The sequence below is a fragment of the Antrihabitans spumae genome (genome assembly GCF_043944905.1).
Lineage (GTDB): Bacteria > Actinomycetota > Actinomycetes > Mycobacteriales > Mycobacteriaceae > Antrihabitans > Antrihabitans spumae.
In genome coordinates this window covers 1-14,366 of the sequence record NZ_JBIMSN010000170.1, presented here as the reverse complement: position 1 = coordinate 14,366, position 14,366 = coordinate 1, and the positions used below count along the sequence as shown (strand labels likewise).

At 65.7% G+C, this 14,366-nt stretch carries 12 protein-coding genes; 10 read left to right on the top strand and 2 right to left on the bottom strand.

Translation table 11 applies throughout. The annotated features are described in order from the left end of the window. Nucleotides 1-626 precede the first annotated feature (626 nt). From ACHIRB_RS30710 to ACHIRB_RS30680, 7 genes are all read left to right on the top strand, one after another. Nucleotides 627-1,091 (top strand): pyridoxamine 5'-phosphate oxidase family protein, encoded by a 465-nt coding sequence (locus ACHIRB_RS30710; protein ID WP_395118472.1) that lies wholly within the window; start codon nucleotides 627-629, stop codon nucleotides 1,089-1,091. A gap of 303 nt (nucleotides 1,092-1,394) precedes the next feature. Then, nucleotides 1,395-2,603, top strand: coding sequence for a nitrate/nitrite transporter (locus ACHIRB_RS30705; protein WP_395118474.1), 1,209 nt, complete (start codon nucleotides 1,395-1,397; stop codon nucleotides 2,601-2,603). 8 nt (nucleotides 2,604-2,611) lie between these two features. Continuing rightward, on the top strand, nucleotides 2,612-6,298 hold the full coding sequence (locus ACHIRB_RS30700) for a nitrate reductase subunit alpha (protein WP_395118476.1): 3,687 nt from the start codon (nucleotides 2,612-2,614) through the stop codon (nucleotides 6,296-6,298). After that, nucleotides 6,298-7,956 carry a nitrate reductase subunit beta gene (gene narH, locus ACHIRB_RS30695; protein ID WP_395118477.1) on the top strand — a complete coding sequence of 553 codons (1,659 nt, stop codon included), beginning with the start codon at nucleotides 6,298-6,300 and terminating at the stop codon, nucleotides 7,954-7,956. The genes ACHIRB_RS30700 and narH overlap by 1 nt, the downstream gene beginning before the upstream one ends. Next, the gene (gene narJ, locus ACHIRB_RS30690) at nucleotides 7,953-8,606 is read left to right on the top strand and encodes a nitrate reductase molybdenum cofactor assembly chaperone (protein WP_395118479.1); all 654 of its coding nucleotides are present in this window, start codon (nucleotides 7,953-7,955) and stop codon (nucleotides 8,604-8,606) included. Before narH ends, narJ begins: the two co-directional genes overlap by 4 nt. Nucleotide 8,607: 1 nt before the next feature. Continuing rightward, nucleotides 8,608-9,339, top strand: coding sequence for a respiratory nitrate reductase subunit gamma (gene narI, locus ACHIRB_RS30685; RefSeq protein ID WP_395118481.1), 732 nt, complete (start codon nucleotides 8,608-8,610; stop codon nucleotides 9,337-9,339). A gap of 214 nt (nucleotides 9,340-9,553) precedes the next feature. Next, the gene (locus ACHIRB_RS30680) at nucleotides 9,554-10,207 is read left to right on the top strand and encodes a hypothetical protein (protein ID WP_395118483.1); all 654 of its coding nucleotides are present in this window, start codon (nucleotides 9,554-9,556) and stop codon (nucleotides 10,205-10,207) included. Between the two features lie 12 nt (nucleotides 10,208-10,219). Here the strand turns inward: ACHIRB_RS30680 and ACHIRB_RS30675 are convergent, their stop codons facing one another. Then, complete coding sequence (locus ACHIRB_RS30675) at nucleotides 10,220-10,651, bottom strand: pyridoxamine 5'-phosphate oxidase family protein (RefSeq protein ID WP_395118485.1); 432 nt, start codon at nucleotides 10,649-10,651, stop codon at nucleotides 10,220-10,222. A gap of 403 nt (nucleotides 10,652-11,054) precedes the next feature. Here ACHIRB_RS30675 and ACHIRB_RS30670 point away from each other — a divergent pair, with 403 nt between their 5' ends. Beyond that, a complete protein-coding gene (locus tag ACHIRB_RS30670) occupies nucleotides 11,055-12,014 on the top strand; it encodes an Acg family FMN-binding oxidoreductase (RefSeq protein WP_395118487.1) in 960 nt (319 codons plus the stop codon). 280 nt (nucleotides 12,015-12,294) lie between these two features. On the opposite strand, the gene ACHIRB_RS30665 is transcribed toward ACHIRB_RS30670, so the two are convergent. Next, nucleotides 12,295-13,059, bottom strand: coding sequence for a DUF6920 family protein (locus ACHIRB_RS30665; protein WP_395118489.1), 765 nt, complete (start codon nucleotides 13,057-13,059; stop codon nucleotides 12,295-12,297). Between the two features lie 311 nt (nucleotides 13,060-13,370). On the opposite strand from ACHIRB_RS30665, the gene ACHIRB_RS30660 reads away from it, so the two are divergent. Beyond that, nucleotides 13,371-13,715 carry a cupin domain-containing protein gene (locus ACHIRB_RS30660; RefSeq protein ID WP_005571601.1) on the top strand — a complete coding sequence of 115 codons (345 nt, stop codon included), beginning with the start codon at nucleotides 13,371-13,373 and terminating at the stop codon, nucleotides 13,713-13,715. A 122-nt stretch (nucleotides 13,716-13,837) separates the two neighbouring features. Further along, the coding region (locus tag ACHIRB_RS30655; RefSeq protein WP_395127838.1) for a transposase at nucleotides 13,838-14,366 on the top strand (529 nt) is incomplete at its 3' end.

The following is a 14,366-nucleotide window of genomic DNA, read 5'->3' as shown; positions in this document are numbered from 1 at the left end:
AGGACGACACCAGACGAGTCCCGGGCGAAGAACTTGCGGACTGTCAATCGAAGTCGGGTGTGGGCAGAGGTCAGTAACATTGTCCGCATCGGAAACGGCGTGTCACCCCTGGGTATGTACATGGCGACACAGTCGAGGTTCGGGGTGGGAAGCCTCGCGTCGCCACCAATTCGTACGAGGACCGTGGTGCGGCTGCCCTGCCGCAGAACTGGCGGAAGACCGCGGCGGCCGCCGGTGAGCCCGGTGACGATGACGCACACACGGTGTTCGGCACCGTCGTGCGCGGCAGCGCTGGTAGCCCATGGTTGCAGTTCTGCTGCGAGTACCCAATTTCGGGCTCGACCTTGCAGAGTCGCTGACGCGCGCGAGTCGACGCCGTTGAGACGCAGATCGAGCTAGTATCATCGTCGCGCTCGCCGGCTGATACTCGAGTGAGCCGGAACTTACACACTGAGCGGCGACTCGACGGCCACCTGCTGGACCGTTCCGCCGACCGTGACACGACCACGCTGACTGTCGTGCGCCGGAGGGGTCGCGCAGAGCCGAAAGAGCGACGATGATTTTCGAGAGGAGATCGTCGTGCGCCGGAACGATCGGACACGATGCCACGACAGGAGGCGACGGCAATGGGAAGCAATGAGCGACATGTCAGAGAACTCGCTGTCAACGAATGTTGGGCGTTGCTTCGTACCGAGAGTGTCGGCCGTCTCGCGGTGTGGGTAGACGACCACCCGGACATCTTTCCACTCAACTATGCAGTTGATCATGGAACCATTGTGTTTCGATCCGGCAGTGGCACCAAGGTCTCCGCTGCACTCTCGGATGCGCCGGTTGCGCTCGAAGTAGACGGCTACGAGACTTCATCGCGCGAAGCGTGGAGTGTGGTTATCAAGGGACGTGCCGAGGGGATCCAGGAAATCGACGAGTTGATGGACACGGTTGACCTGCCGCTCTTTCCGTGGCAGGGCGGGGCGAAGAACCTGTTCATCCGACTCGTTCCCACCCTGGTGACCGGCCGACGGTTTCCGGTTGCCGATCCGACCATGTGGCAGACTCCCTTCTCAAACGTGCGACGTTCGCCTTCGGAGTAGCTGGGAACCTCAACCTATTCGCAGACCCCACCGCGAAGTGGTCAACACCTCCACAAAGTGGTCGGTGGTCGACGCCCGGCGAGATGAGGTGATAAGGCATCGAAGGCCACCGCGGCGCGTGGTGCACAAGGGCGCCCGTGAAGGGGCCGGGCCCGCCTCCGGTGGTGGCTGGCGGCGTGGTTTGCGGTTCCGTCGCATCAGAGCCTCCGGGACGAGTCCCTGACCCGTCCCGTCGAGCCTGCCGAAACGCTGCGAAGACCCGGGATGTGGGGTTTCATGATGTAGGTGAGCTCAGGGGCGCACGTGCGGGGATCTTCGGCAAGGTCGGTCAATCTGGCCCTGGCGACCTGGGTGTCCGCGATCAATTTTTGGGCGTGGAACTTGATCGGTCCTCTGTCGACCACGTACGCCGAGGCGTTGTCGCTCAGCAGTGCGGAGGCGTCGATGCTGGTGGCGACGCCGATCCTGGTCGGCTCACTCGGCCGTATCGTTGTCGGGGCACTGACCGACCGATTCGGTGGGCGGGTGATGTTCATTGCCCTCTCGTCGTCCTCGATTGTGCCGGTCCTCGCGGTGGGATTTGCCGGCTCGATCGACTCGTACACCCTGCTGCTCGTCTTCGGTTTCTTCCTCGGTATCGCCGGTACCGTGTTCGCGATCGGCATCCCGTTCGCGAACAACTGGTATGAGCCGGCACGCCGGGGGTTCGCCACCGGCGTCTTCGGTGCCGGCATGGTCGGTACGGCGTTGTCGGCGTTCTTCACCCCGCGCATGGTCGGCTGGTTCGGCCTCTTTCCGACGCATGCGATCGTGGCCGCCGCGTTGGGGGTCACCGCGCTCGTGTGTGTCGTGGTGATGCGGGACTCGCCGGAGTTCGTGCCCAACACCAATCCCGTTATCCCGAAGCTGAAGGTCGCGGCCCGGCTCCGGGTTACGTGGGAGATGGCGGCCCTGTACGCGGTGGTGTTCGGTGGGTTCGTCGCGTTCGCCAACTACCTCCCGACGTACATCAAGACTATTTACGATTTCTCCGCCGTCGATGCCGGCACCCGGACCGCGGGCTTCGCCGTCGCGGCGGTGATCGCCCGACCGATCGGCGGCGCGTTGTCGGACCGGATTCCCCCGAAGTTCGTGGTGCTCACGTCCCTTGCGGGTACCGGGGTGATGGCGGTGGTGGCAGCCTTCCAACCGCCACCGGACTTCTGGTCGGCGATCACGTTCATCACCCTCGCGGTGTTCCTCGGGATCGGGACGGGTGGGGTGTTCGCGTGGGTGGCGCGCCGATCGCCGGCGGCGAGTGTCGGCAGCATCACCGGGATCGTCGCCGCGGCGGGCGGTGTCGGTGGCTATTTCCCGCCGCTGGTGATGGGTGCGACGTATGACGCGGCGGATAACGACTACACCGTCGGGCTCGCGCTGCTGGTGATCACCGCCGCGGTGGCCCTCTTGTACACGGCGTTTCGCCTGCATGCTCGTGAACCCGATACCTCGGTCCCGACGCACTCGACCTGAAGGAGAACGTGGTGGATGCGCACACCGGTGGTCCGCTGGAGGACGCCCTGCTCAGGGGAGGGCGATTCTTCACCCCGGGCATGTTCTCGGACGACAGGCGCACGGTCACCCGGAAAGGTGGGCGCGAGGGCGACGTGTTCTACCGGGACCGCTGGAGCCACGACAAGGTCGTGCGCTCCACCCACGGGGTGAATTGCACCGGATCGTGTTCGTGGAAGATCTACGTCAAGGACGGGATCATCACCTGGGAGACCCAGGAGACCGACTACCCGTCGGTGGGGCCCGACCGCCCCGAATACGAACCCCGCGGCTGCCCCCGCGGCGCGGCGTTCTCCTGGTACACGTATTCGCCGACACGGGTGCGATATCCGTACGCACGCGGGGTACTCGTCGAGATGTATCGGGAGGCGAAGAACCGGGTCGGCGATCCGGTGGACGCGTGGGCCGACATCCAGGCCGACCCGGCGCGCCGGCGCAAGTATCAGCAGGCCCGCGGCAAGGGCGGACTGGTGCGGGTGTCGTGGGCCGAGGCCACCGAGATGATCGCCGCCGCCCACGTGCACACGATCAAGGAATACGGGCCCGACCGGGTCGCCGGATTCTCGCCGATCCCCGCGATGTCGATGGTGTCGTTCGCCGCGGGGTCACGGTTCATCGAACTTCTCGGCGGCGTCATGACCTCCTTCTACGACTGGTACGCCGATCTGCCGGTCGCCTCACCCCAGGTGTTCGGTGATCAGACCGACGTTCCGGAGTCCGGGGACTGGTGGGACGCGTCGTACCTGATGATGTGGGGGTCCAACGTCCCGGTCACCCGCACACCCGACGCGCACTGGATGGCCGAGGTGCGGTACCGCGGCACCAAGGTCGTGTCGGTGAGCCCCGATTACGCCGACAACACGAAGTTCGCCGACGAATGGATGCCCTGCGCCGCGGGCACCGACGGCGCGATGGCGATGGCGATGGGCCACGTGATCCTGTCGGAGTTCTTCGTGACGCGGCGGGAACCGTTCTTCGTCGACTACGTGCGGCAGTTCACGGATCTGCCGTTCCTCGTCGCGCTCGAGGAACGCGGCGGCCGCCTCGTGCCGGGAAAGAACCTAACCGCCGCCCATCTCGGGGAGTCGAGCGAGAACGCCGCGTTCAAACCGGCATTGGTGGACGGCGGCACGGGTGAGGTGGTGGTGCCGCACGGTTCCCTCGGATTCCGGTACGGCGACGAGGGAGTGGGCAAATGGAATTTGGACCTCGGTGACGTCGTACCCGCACTGACCGTCGCCGCACCCGGCGGCGAGGGGGAGACTGCCGCCGTGCACCTGCCGCGGTTCGACACCCCGGACGGGCACGGCGAGACGCTGGTGCGCGGGGTGCCGGTCCGCCGGGTCGGCGACGTGCGGGTGTGCACCGTCTTCGACCTCATGCTCGCCCAGTACGGAGTCGCGCGACCCGGGCTTCCCGGTGAGTGGCCCGAGGGCTTCGACGACGCGAGCGTCCCGTACACGCCGGCGTGGCAGGAGCCGATCACCGGAGTCTCCGCCGCGCAGGTGATCCGGATCGCCCGCGAGTTCGCGACCAATGCCGTCGACTCGGGCGGGCGGTCGATGATCATCATGGGCGCCGGGATCTGCCAGTGGTTCCACGGTGACGCCACGTATCGGGCGGTGCTGAGCCTGCTGTTGCTGACCGGTTCGATGGGCCGTAACGGCGGCGGGTGGGCGCACTACGTCGGGCAGGAGAAGTGCCGGCCCGTCACGGGGTGGGCGACGGTCGCGATGGGCACCGACTGGCACCGCCCGCCGCGCCAGATGGCGGGCACGTCGTACTGGTACGTCCACACCGACCAGTGGCGGTACGACGGGTACAAGGCCGACGCCCTCGCGAGCCCGACCGGGCGGGGCAACTTCCGCAACCGGCACACGATGGACGTGATGACCTCGGCGGTCTCGATGGGATGGACACCGTTCTACCCCCAGTTCGACCGCTCCAGCCTCGACCTCGCCGACGAGGCGGAGGCGCAGGGCCGCGACGTGGTCGGGCACGTCACGAGCCAACTGGCCTCGGGTGACCTGAAATTCGCGCTCACCGACCCGGACGATCCCCGGAACTGGCCGCGGGTGCTGAGCGTGTGGCGCGCGAACCTGCTCGGTTCGTCGAGCAAGGGCAACGAATACTTTCTCCGGCACCTTCTCGGCACCTCGTCGAATCTGCAGGCCGAACCGACACCCGAGGATCTCCGCCCCAACGAGGTGAGGTGGCGTGGCGACATACCCGAGGGCAAACTCGATCTGCTGATGTCGATCGACTTCCGGATGACGTCCACGACGTTGCTGTCGGACGTCGTACTCCCCGCCGCGACCTGGTACGAGAAGTCCGATCTGTCGAGCACCGACATGCACCCGTTCCTGCACGCCTTCTCGCCGGCGATCGACCCGCCGTGGGAAACGCGTTCGGACTTCGACGCCTTCGGCGCTGTGGCGAGGGCGTTCAGCCTGCTGGCGCGGCGTCACCTCGGCGTGCGCCGCGACGTCGTGATGGGCACCTTGCAGCACGACACCCCGGGCGCGATGGCGTACCGGGGCGGCACCGAACAGGATTGGCGTGCGCGGGGCGAGACACCCGTCCCGGGTCGCACGATGGGACCCCTGGTGGTGGTCGAACGTGACTATCCCGCCGTCGCCGAGAAGTGGGCGGCACTGGGCCCACTCGTCGAGAAGGCGGGACTCGCCACCAAGGGCGTCACGACGCATCCGAACCTCGAGGTGGGCGAGCTCGCGGCCCGGCACGGCGTCCTCGACTCGGGCGTCGCCGCGGGCCGTCCGGCGCTCGACACCGCCGAGAAGATGGCGCAGACCATCCTCGCGTTGTCGGGCACATCCAACGGCAGACTCGCCGTGCAGGGGTTCCGCGAGCTGGAGAAACGAACGGGCAGACCCCTCGCGCACCTGGCCGAGGGGAGTGAGGAACGCCGGATCTCGTTCGCGGACACGCAGGCCGGGCCGGTGCCGGTGATCTCCAGCCCGGAATGGTCGGGCAGCGAGACCGGAGGTCGCCGGTACGCGCCGTTCACGGTGAACATCGAGGAACTGAAACCGTTCCACACGCTCACCGGGCGCATGCACTTCTTCCTCGATCACGACTGGATCGAGGAACTGGGTGAGCAACTTCCGATCTACCGCCCGCCGCTCGACATGGCCCGGTTGTTCGGTGAACCCGCCGTGGGCGATCGACAGGGCGGGATCGGCCTGAGCGTGCGCTACCTGACACCGCACTCGAAATGGTCGATCCACTCCGAGTACCAGGACAACTTGCTCATGCTGTCGTTGTCGCGAGGCGGACCGACCATGTGGATGAGCCCGAACGACGCCGCGAAGATCGAGGTGAAGGACAACGACTGGGTGGAGGCCGTCAACCGCAACGGCGTGGTGGTGTGCCGCGCGATCGTCTCGCACCGCATGCCGGACGGTGTCGTCTACGTCTACCACGCACAGGAACGCACCATCGACGTGCCACTCACCGAGACCACCGGAAAGCGTGGCGGCATCCACAATTCGCTGACCCGGCTGCTGATCAAACCCTCCCACCTGGCCGGCGGCTACGCGCAGACGTCGTTCGCGTTCAACTACCTCGGACCGACCGGAAACCAGCGCGACGAAGTGACGGTGGTTCGCCGTCGCTCGCAGGAGGTGACGTACTGATGCGGGTCATGGCTCAGCTCGCGATGGTGATGAATCTCGACAAATGCATCGGCTGCCACACCTGCTCGGTGACGTGCAAGCAGGCATGGACCAACCGCTCCGGCACCGAGTATGTGTGGTTCAACAACGTCGAAACCAGACCCGGCCAGGGCTATCCGCGCACCTACGAGGACCAGGAGAAATGGCGCGGTGGGTGGGTGCGGGACCGGAAGGGGCGCCTGCGTCTGCGCGACGGCGGCCGGCTGAAGAAACTGTCGCGGATCTTCTCCAACCCGAAGATGCCGTCCATCGACGACTACTATGAGCCCTGGACCTACGACTACGAGAACCTCACCCGGGCACCGCTCGGCGAGCACATGCCCGTCGCGGCGCCGCGCAGCCTGATCAGCGGCCGGCCGATGAAAATCGGATGGTCCGCGAACTGGGACGACGACCTCGCGGGGTCGCCCGAAATCCTTCCCGACGACCCGGTCCTGAAGAAGGTGAGCGAGAAGGTCAAGCTCGAGCTCGAAGAGACCTTCATGTTCTACCTGCCGCGCATCTGCGAGCACTGCCTCAATCCGTCGTGCGTCGCCTCCTGCCCGTCGGGTGCGATGTACAAGCGGTCCGAGGACGGCATCGTGCTCGTCGACCAGGACAAGTGCCGTGGCTGGCGGATGTGTGTGTCCGGATGCCCCTACAAGAAGGTGTATTTCAACCACAAGACCGGCAAGGCCGAGAAGTGCACCTTCTGCTATCCGCGCGTCGAGGTCGGACTGCCGACCGTGTGCGCGGAGACGTGCGTCGGCCGGCTCCGCTACATCGGGCTGCTCCTCTACGACGTCGACAAGGTCCTCGCCGCGGCCTCGGTCGAGAACGACACGGACTTGTACGAGGCGCAACTCGATCTCCTCCTCGACCCCCGCGACCCCGCGGTCGTGGCGGGCGCGCGGGCGGAGGGGATCTCGGACGAATGGATCGAGGCGGCCCAGAACTCGCCCGTCCACGCCCTGATCAAGGACTGCCGGGTCGCGCTGCCGCTGCATCCGGAATTCCGGACGATGCCGATGGTCTGGTACGTGCCACCCCTGTCACCCGTCGTCGACGCCGTCAGCCGCGACGGTCACGACGGGGAGGACGTCGGAAACCTCTTCGGCGCGCTCGAATCGCTGCGGATCCCGGTCGAATACCTTGCGGAACTGTTCACCGCCGGTGACACCGCCGTCGTGGACGGAGTCCTGCGGCGCCTCGCCGCCATGCGGTCGTACATGCGCGACATCAACCTCGGTCGCGAACCGCAGGCCCATATCCCGGAGTCGGTCGGGATGACGGAGGAACAGATCTACCAGATGTACCGGCTGCTGGCACTCGCGAAATATGAGGAACGGTACGTGATTCCCACCGCGTACGCCGCCGACGGGCATCGACTCGAGGAGACCGCCACGGAATGCGCACTGGACTTCGACGGCGGGCCCGGCATGCACGAGTCCGGCCCGTTCGGCGAGGCCAGCGGCGGACCGGTTCCGGTGGCGGTCGAGACGTTCCACGCGCTGCGCGAGCGGCAGACCACCGACGAGATCTCCGCGGGTGCGAGCCATCCGTCGCGGGTCAACCTGCTGAACTGGGACGGCAAGGGCGCGCCGACCGGGATGTTCCCCGAACGGGGTGAGCGGCGGTGACCAGTCTGTTCGGGCGTCGACGGGACCGGAGCCAGGACAGGCTCGTGTGGCACGCCGCGGCACTGCTGCTCGCGTATCCGGACGACGGCCGGGAGGAGCGGCTCCGCGTGGTCGCCGACATCCTCGGGCACCTGCCGCCCGCCGCCCGCCGGCAACTCGCGGAGACCTACCGATTCCTCTGCGAGACAGACCTGTACGCAGCCGCCGCCGAGTACGTCGACACGTTCGATCTGGGCCGCCGCACCACGCTGTACCTCACCTACTGGACGGCCGGCGACACCCGTAACCGCGGGCGCGAGATCCTGGCCTTCGCCGACACCTACCGGGCGTCCGGTGTCCGGCCGCCGACGGACGAATCCGCCGATCACCTGACCGTGGTGCTGGAATTCGCCGCGCTCGTCGACGACGTCGCGGGCGCCGGACTCCTGTCGGCGCACCGGGTTCCCCTCGACATGCTGCATGCCGCACTCGCCGAGTCGGGCTCGCCGTACACACCCGTCCTGGAGTCGGTGTGCGGCACCCTGCCGCCCGCCTCCGATCAGGACGCGGTCCGGGCCCGGCACCTCGCGGCGGCCGGACCGCCCGCCGAGGCGGTCGGGCTCGAGCCCTTCACCCTGACGGTTCCACCCCGCCGCGAAGGAGCGACCTGACATGGCCGTCGGCGAACTCTTCTGGGACATCGTGCCGTACATGACCCTGGCGATCTTCGTGGTCGGCACGTGGTGGCGGTACCGCTACGACAAATTCGGGTGGACCACCCGCTCCTCGCAGCTCTACGAGCACCGGTTGCTGCGGATCGGCAGCCCGCTGTTCCACTTCGGCATCCTCGTCGTGATCGTGGGGCACGTCATCGGACTCGTGATTCCGCAGTCGTGGACCGATGCGATCGGAATGAGCGAGCACGTCTATCACGTCCAGGCCCTCGTGCTCGGTGCGATCGCGGGTGTGGCGACCCTGGCCGGTGCTCTCATTCTCGTGTACCGCCGCCGCACCCGGGGTCCGGTGTTCACGGCGACCACCTGGAACGACAAGCTGATGTACGCCGTCCTGCTCGCCGCGATCATGGCCGGTCTGGCGACCACCCTGCTCGGGTCCGGCGTCGTCGGGGAGGAGAGCAACTACCGCGAAACGGTGTCGCCGTGGTTCCGCTCGATCTGGATCCTGCAACCCCGCGGCGACCTCATGGCACAGGCGTCGCTCGCGTTCCACATCCACGTCGCGATCGCGCTCATACTGTTCGCGCTTTGGCCGTTCACCCGGCTCGTGCACGCATTCAGCGCGCCGGTGGCCTACCTGTTCCGCCCCTACATCGTCTACCGCAGCCGAGACGAGGCCCGAACGGGTGAGCTACTCGGCTCACGACCGCAACGCCGAGGCTGGTGACCGGTGAGACAGCGTAGTGCTGATCCGTCCACTCGCCGACGAGCCAGGATCGTGGCGCTGCGCGTCGCTGCGACTCCGTGCGGTTCGCACACCTGCCGATCATGAGGGCCGCGGTGAGCGTTGGTGCCCTCGGGCACGATCACGACGCCGATCTCGCACGCTGTGTACCACGACGGCATGACAGTCAGAGAAGGCCTGGCGCTAGCGTATGCGCATGAGTGTGGACACCTCGTTCGGTCGATTCGGTCGCAAGGCCCTTCAGTCGCTCGCCGGCGTTGTCCTGATCGCTTTCCACCTTCTCGTGAGACCGCTGCGCCGATGGCGAACCAGCTGGGGAGCCACCGCCGCCGAGCATGAACGACCACTACCAGGGGACGATCTTGTACCGAACGCCAGTTGGGGGTACACCCACGCGATCGCTCTCGATGCGCCGCCGACGGAGGTATGGCCCTGGATCGTTCAGATCGGACAGGGACGAGCCGGCTTCTACAGCTATCAAGAACTCGAGAACCTCGTCGGCTGTCGCATCAGGAATGCCACGGACATTCTTCCGCGATTCCAGACCCTGCGGGTCGGCGACCTGATCCGGCTGCATCCGAGAGCACCCGCGTTGACCGTCGCTATCGTCGAGCCTGGGCTCTGTCTCGTTCTGTATGGATCCTCGCCCGACACCGGCGATGCGAACATCTGGTCGTTTCACTTGGCGTCCGGCCCTGACACTACGACGCGGCTGCTTGCGCGCGGTCGTGGCAGCCACGGCGCGAGTCTGCCCAGCCGACTGTTCTTCGGTCCTGCTCTCATGGAACCGATGGGATTCGTCATGAGCAGGAAGATGCTCCTCACGCTACGCCGTCGGGTGTCGCGCTGACCGATGCTCGAATCACGGCCGCGGTTCGGCGCCGAACACGAATCGGCGACCGGTGATCTCTCTTGGGCTGATTTCCACGTAGTTGAACTTGGGTGTCGGCACCCAGGACTGCAGGGGCAGTTCGTCCGCTGCGGCAATCTCCGCCGAGGTCTGCAATCGCCGAGCACTCCCGTGGACGACAACACTCCACCCGAGTTCCTCGCTGACGTGGTCGACTTCGAACGCCACCTGTTGATGAATGGTGAGTTCGACGAGTTTGGTGCCTTCGGCGGTACGGAAAAGTAGTTTCCCGTGGTGCGCCACATAGTTGACGGGGAAGACATCGATCCTGTCCGCTACGCTCAAGACGAGACGACCCAGTTTCTCGCTGCCGAGCAGTTCCCAACTCTCGTCGGAGGTCAGTTCGGTGATGGGTCCGTCCGTGCCGTTCTCGGAATTGGTCATATCTGATGATTACATCTGGATTTCCAGGTTGTCTTCGGTATGTCGACTGTCCTCGTCCAGCCACGGCTCGGGCACGGCCCGCGACATGGCACCCACGACGTGAGCCGCAGGGGACTTTCGGCCCTCGTCCGTCGTGTCGGCGTGCGCGACAGTGAAGGAATGGATTTGCGAAGTCGAGTTCGCCGAGGCGACGACGCACCAGGCAACGGTGTGTTTGGCGCGTCGAAGTGGAAAGCGGTTGTGCGTCGACGAGGCGCCGGTGACGCCGCGACAGTGAGGTGTGCCGACGTAGTCGCACTCCTCCGGCGTGCCGTTTGCAGGCCGGCGTAGTCGAGCCGACGCTGGACAGCCGACATAGTCGGGCCGCGTCAGAACAAGAGGAGTGATGGGACCATCGCAGACAATGCCGAGCCGACGAACCATCGAAACCGCGGTCGCTCTGGCCTGCCGGGCACCGTCCCTGCACAACAGCCAACCGTGGAGGTGGGTTCTCGGTTCGCAGGACCTGTCCCTGTTCAGTGATCCCGATCGCATCCTGCCCGCCACCGATGCGTTCGGACGCCAGATGGTGCTGTCCTGTGGGGCGGCACTCAACCATCTGCACTACGCATTCGCGTCCCTGCGCTGGACTTCGGTGATCGACCGCCTCCCGCATTCGCAGGGACGGCAATGCTTGGCAACCATCGGGCTCGCCCCTGCCCAGGGCCTGTCCGATACCGATGACCGGATGGCAACGGCGATCACCCGCAGACGCACCGAGCGACTTCCGATGGACCCGCCCGGCCGCTGGGATCAGACCTTCGCGCAGGTGACAGAACTCGCCGCACAGTCCGGCACTCACCTGGAAGTCATCGGCGAGCACGGCCGACCCGCACTCGAAGCGATGTCACGCCGACTCAGCGGTCTGCGCCGCGCAGATCCGGTCTACCAAGCAGAGTTGCGGTGGTGGGCGGGACATTCGCTCTACCCCGAAGGTATCCCGGCCGAGGCGTTACCGGCCGCGCGACACCGCACGGTCGCGGTCGAACGAGAATTCCCTCCCGGAAACGTCACCTCCGACACCGGCAACGAGGACGACCGCGCGGCGATCCTGCTGCTCTCCACCCCTTCGGACTCCCGGCTGGACTGGGTGCGCTGCGGAGAGGCGTTGTCGGCTGTACTTCTAGCCTGTACCGATCGCGGACTCGCGACATGCACAGTCACACATCTGACCGAATCGGGCGCGGTCCGGACCGCGCTTCGCGAACTTTCCGACGGTGACGGCTTACCCCAGGTCCTGGTCAGGGTGGGGCGTTCTACCCGACCCGCACCGACAACTGCAGTATCCCGACGCCCGTTGTCAGAGATCCTCTTCCGAGAATGACAGGCAGTCCCGACGGTGCCGTGGAGCCATTGCACCGTCAAGCCACGGTGGCCCGTCGGCCGCTTCGCCAAGTCCTCGGGGCTACGTCGATCCGACCAGGTCCTGTACCGATCGACATCGGAGACTAGCTCGGTCAGGTCGTCGACACCGTGCGCACCCACACACTGCGGTGCACTGCGAGTTTCTCCAGAATGGCAGAGGACCCGCCTTCGCCGGAACGCAGTTCTCGCGTGGCCAGCAAGATCGGACCACACCGACGGCACCGGCGGTCGATATTGCGTCAGCGGAACCGGGCGTCCGTGATCTCGGCGCGGAAGAACTCACTCTCCGAGGTGCTGCCGGTTTCCCATCCGGCGCGCAGCTGCGCGGGAATAGTGATGCCGGCAAATCTGCGCTCGGCATCGATGGTCACAGTGAACCGGTAGCGCCCAAATCCCTGGCCGTCAGGATTTCCCCAACGCTGCATCTGCAGCCCGCGCAGGGTGCCGTCCTCGCCGATCTCCAGCCGCACGGTTTCCTCATGCCCGGCCACCGTCCAGGTGGCCTGAGCGGCTGACTCGTTGAGGTCGGCGGTCCAGCGGGCAAGGGGAAACGCTGTGGGAACGAAGATTGCTTCGCCCGCCAGGCGACCCGCCGCGCTTTCGGTGACATCGCGTCCACGCGCGGAATTCACCGGGATCACCCCGCCGATGCGCCACCGCATCTCACCACTACCGTCGGTGAAACGGTCGTAGCCCAGAATCGGTAGAGCGCCGACCTTGGCGGTGGCAGCCCATATGAACCCCGACGTCGGCACCAGGATTTGGGTGGCCGTAAAGGCCCGCCAGGCACCGATCCGGATCTGCCCGCGCATCTCGAGTCGCACCGACCGTGCCATGGGAGTGTTGTCGTCGACGGCGTGAGTAATCCAGCGGCGGGCGGCGGGCGGAAGGCTCTCGACGAGGGAGGGGGCGAACCGCTGGCCCGTGCCGCCCACATGGGTGAGTGCTTTCCATTGTTCGCTGACATGACGGGCTGCCCGTGGAACGCGAGCTAAATCCAGCATCGGCGCCTCCCATCCAAGGGTCTGTCCGACATGGTAGTTCTTCCCATGCGCAGTCAGCGCTCACCTCGTCGAGGGCAATCAGTTCGTCTGCCCGGGGCCGTTCCACACATCGTCGATACTGGTGCTCTCGTCGAGGTGCCCGGACGTCGGCAGAATCACGCCCTGGTCTCGCTTACACGCCCTCAAAGCTTGCGACAGATCGAAATTGAGCTGGCTAGGACGTCGATCCGCGCTGTGCCCTCTGTTCGTGGACATCCTCTACGCACCCCACGTAGGTTAAGGCAGACCAGCAGGCTCGCGGAAGGACGATCATGGCGAATCTCAGGGAGCTGACCGAGTCTCATCTCTCCACGGCACGGACGGATAAACGCGGCCGCAGCGCCGAACTCGTCGCCAACGACGGAGCACTCCGGCAGACAGTGATCGCACTTCGGGAGGGCATCCGGCTCGCCGAGCACAACTCCCCGCCGGCAGCGAGCCTGCAGGTACTCACAGGACGGGTTCGCGTCGAACTCGAAGAGGAGTCTCAAGGGGAATTCGGCGAAGGCGAACTGTGGATTCTCACTCATGAACGCCATGCGGTACTTGCCCTCGCCGACAGCGTTTTCCTGCTGACCACGGTGACGAGCCAACAAGGCAAACAGTCATACTCCTGACGGCTTAGGACCATTTCTCTTATCTCGGCGGGATCGGTCACAATGCCGGGGTCTGTCAGAACAACGGTGGATCTGAACTTGGTCTGACACGCCGAGCGTGAGCTTGGCGGGAAGGATTGACGATGACCGAGACACTAGATCCCATGGCAACCGATGTGGATCAACACCAGTTGGCCCAGCAGCTCCTGGCGCAGGCCAAAGAGCAGGGCATCGATCTGATGGGCCCGAATGGGCTTCTCAACCAATTGACGAAGAACGTCCTCGAGTCAGCGCTCGATGCGGAAATGACCGAACATCTCGGTTACGAGAAACACCATCCGGCGGGTCGAGGCAGCGGAAACTCCCGCAACGGCACCCGATCCAAAACGGTGCTCACCGAAATCGGGCCGGTCGAAATCGAGGTCCCCCGCGACACCGATTCCTCGTTCGACCCGCAGATCGTCAAGAAGCGGCAACGCCGCCTCACCGGTGTCGACGAGATCGTATTGTCTTTGACGGCAAAAGGATTGACCACGGGCGAAGTCGCGGGGGCCTTGACCCCTCGTGTTGGACACGCTCAATCCCCGGACAGAGTTCGGGGGAAGCGAGATGGTTCAACCCAATGGGAAAGAAAAACTACTCCGACGAGTTCAAACGTGACGCAGTCGCGCT

What these genes read in the sequence shown, in the direction of transcription:
- ACHIRB_RS30710 (WP_395118472.1), top strand. Translation starts at nt 627, where the DNA reads ATGGGAAGCAATGAGCGACATGTCAGAGAACTCGCTGTCAACGAATGT.
- narH (WP_395118477.1), top strand. Translation starts at nt 6,298, where the DNA reads ATGCGGGTCATGGCTCAGCTCGCGATGGTGATGAATCTCGACAAATGC.
- narI (WP_395118481.1), top strand. Translation starts at nt 8,608, where the DNA reads ATGGCCGTCGGCGAACTCTTCTGGGACATCGTGCCGTACATGACCCTG.
- ACHIRB_RS30680 (WP_395118483.1), top strand. Translation starts at nt 9,554, where the DNA reads ATGAGTGTGGACACCTCGTTCGGTCGATTCGGTCGCAAGGCCCTTCAG.
- ACHIRB_RS30675 (WP_395118485.1), bottom strand. Translation starts at nt 10,651, where the DNA reads ATGACCAATTCCGAGAACGGCACGGACGGACCCATCACCGAACTGACC.
- ACHIRB_RS30670 (WP_395118487.1), top strand. Translation starts at nt 11,055, where the DNA reads ATGCCGAGCCGACGAACCATCGAAACCGCGGTCGCTCTGGCCTGCCGG.
- ACHIRB_RS30665 (WP_395118489.1), bottom strand. Translation starts at nt 13,059, where the DNA reads ATGCTGGATTTAGCTCGCGTTCCACGGGCAGCCCGTCATGTCAGCGAA.
- ACHIRB_RS30660 (WP_005571601.1), top strand. Translation starts at nt 13,371, where the DNA reads ATGGCGAATCTCAGGGAGCTGACCGAGTCTCATCTCTCCACGGCACGG.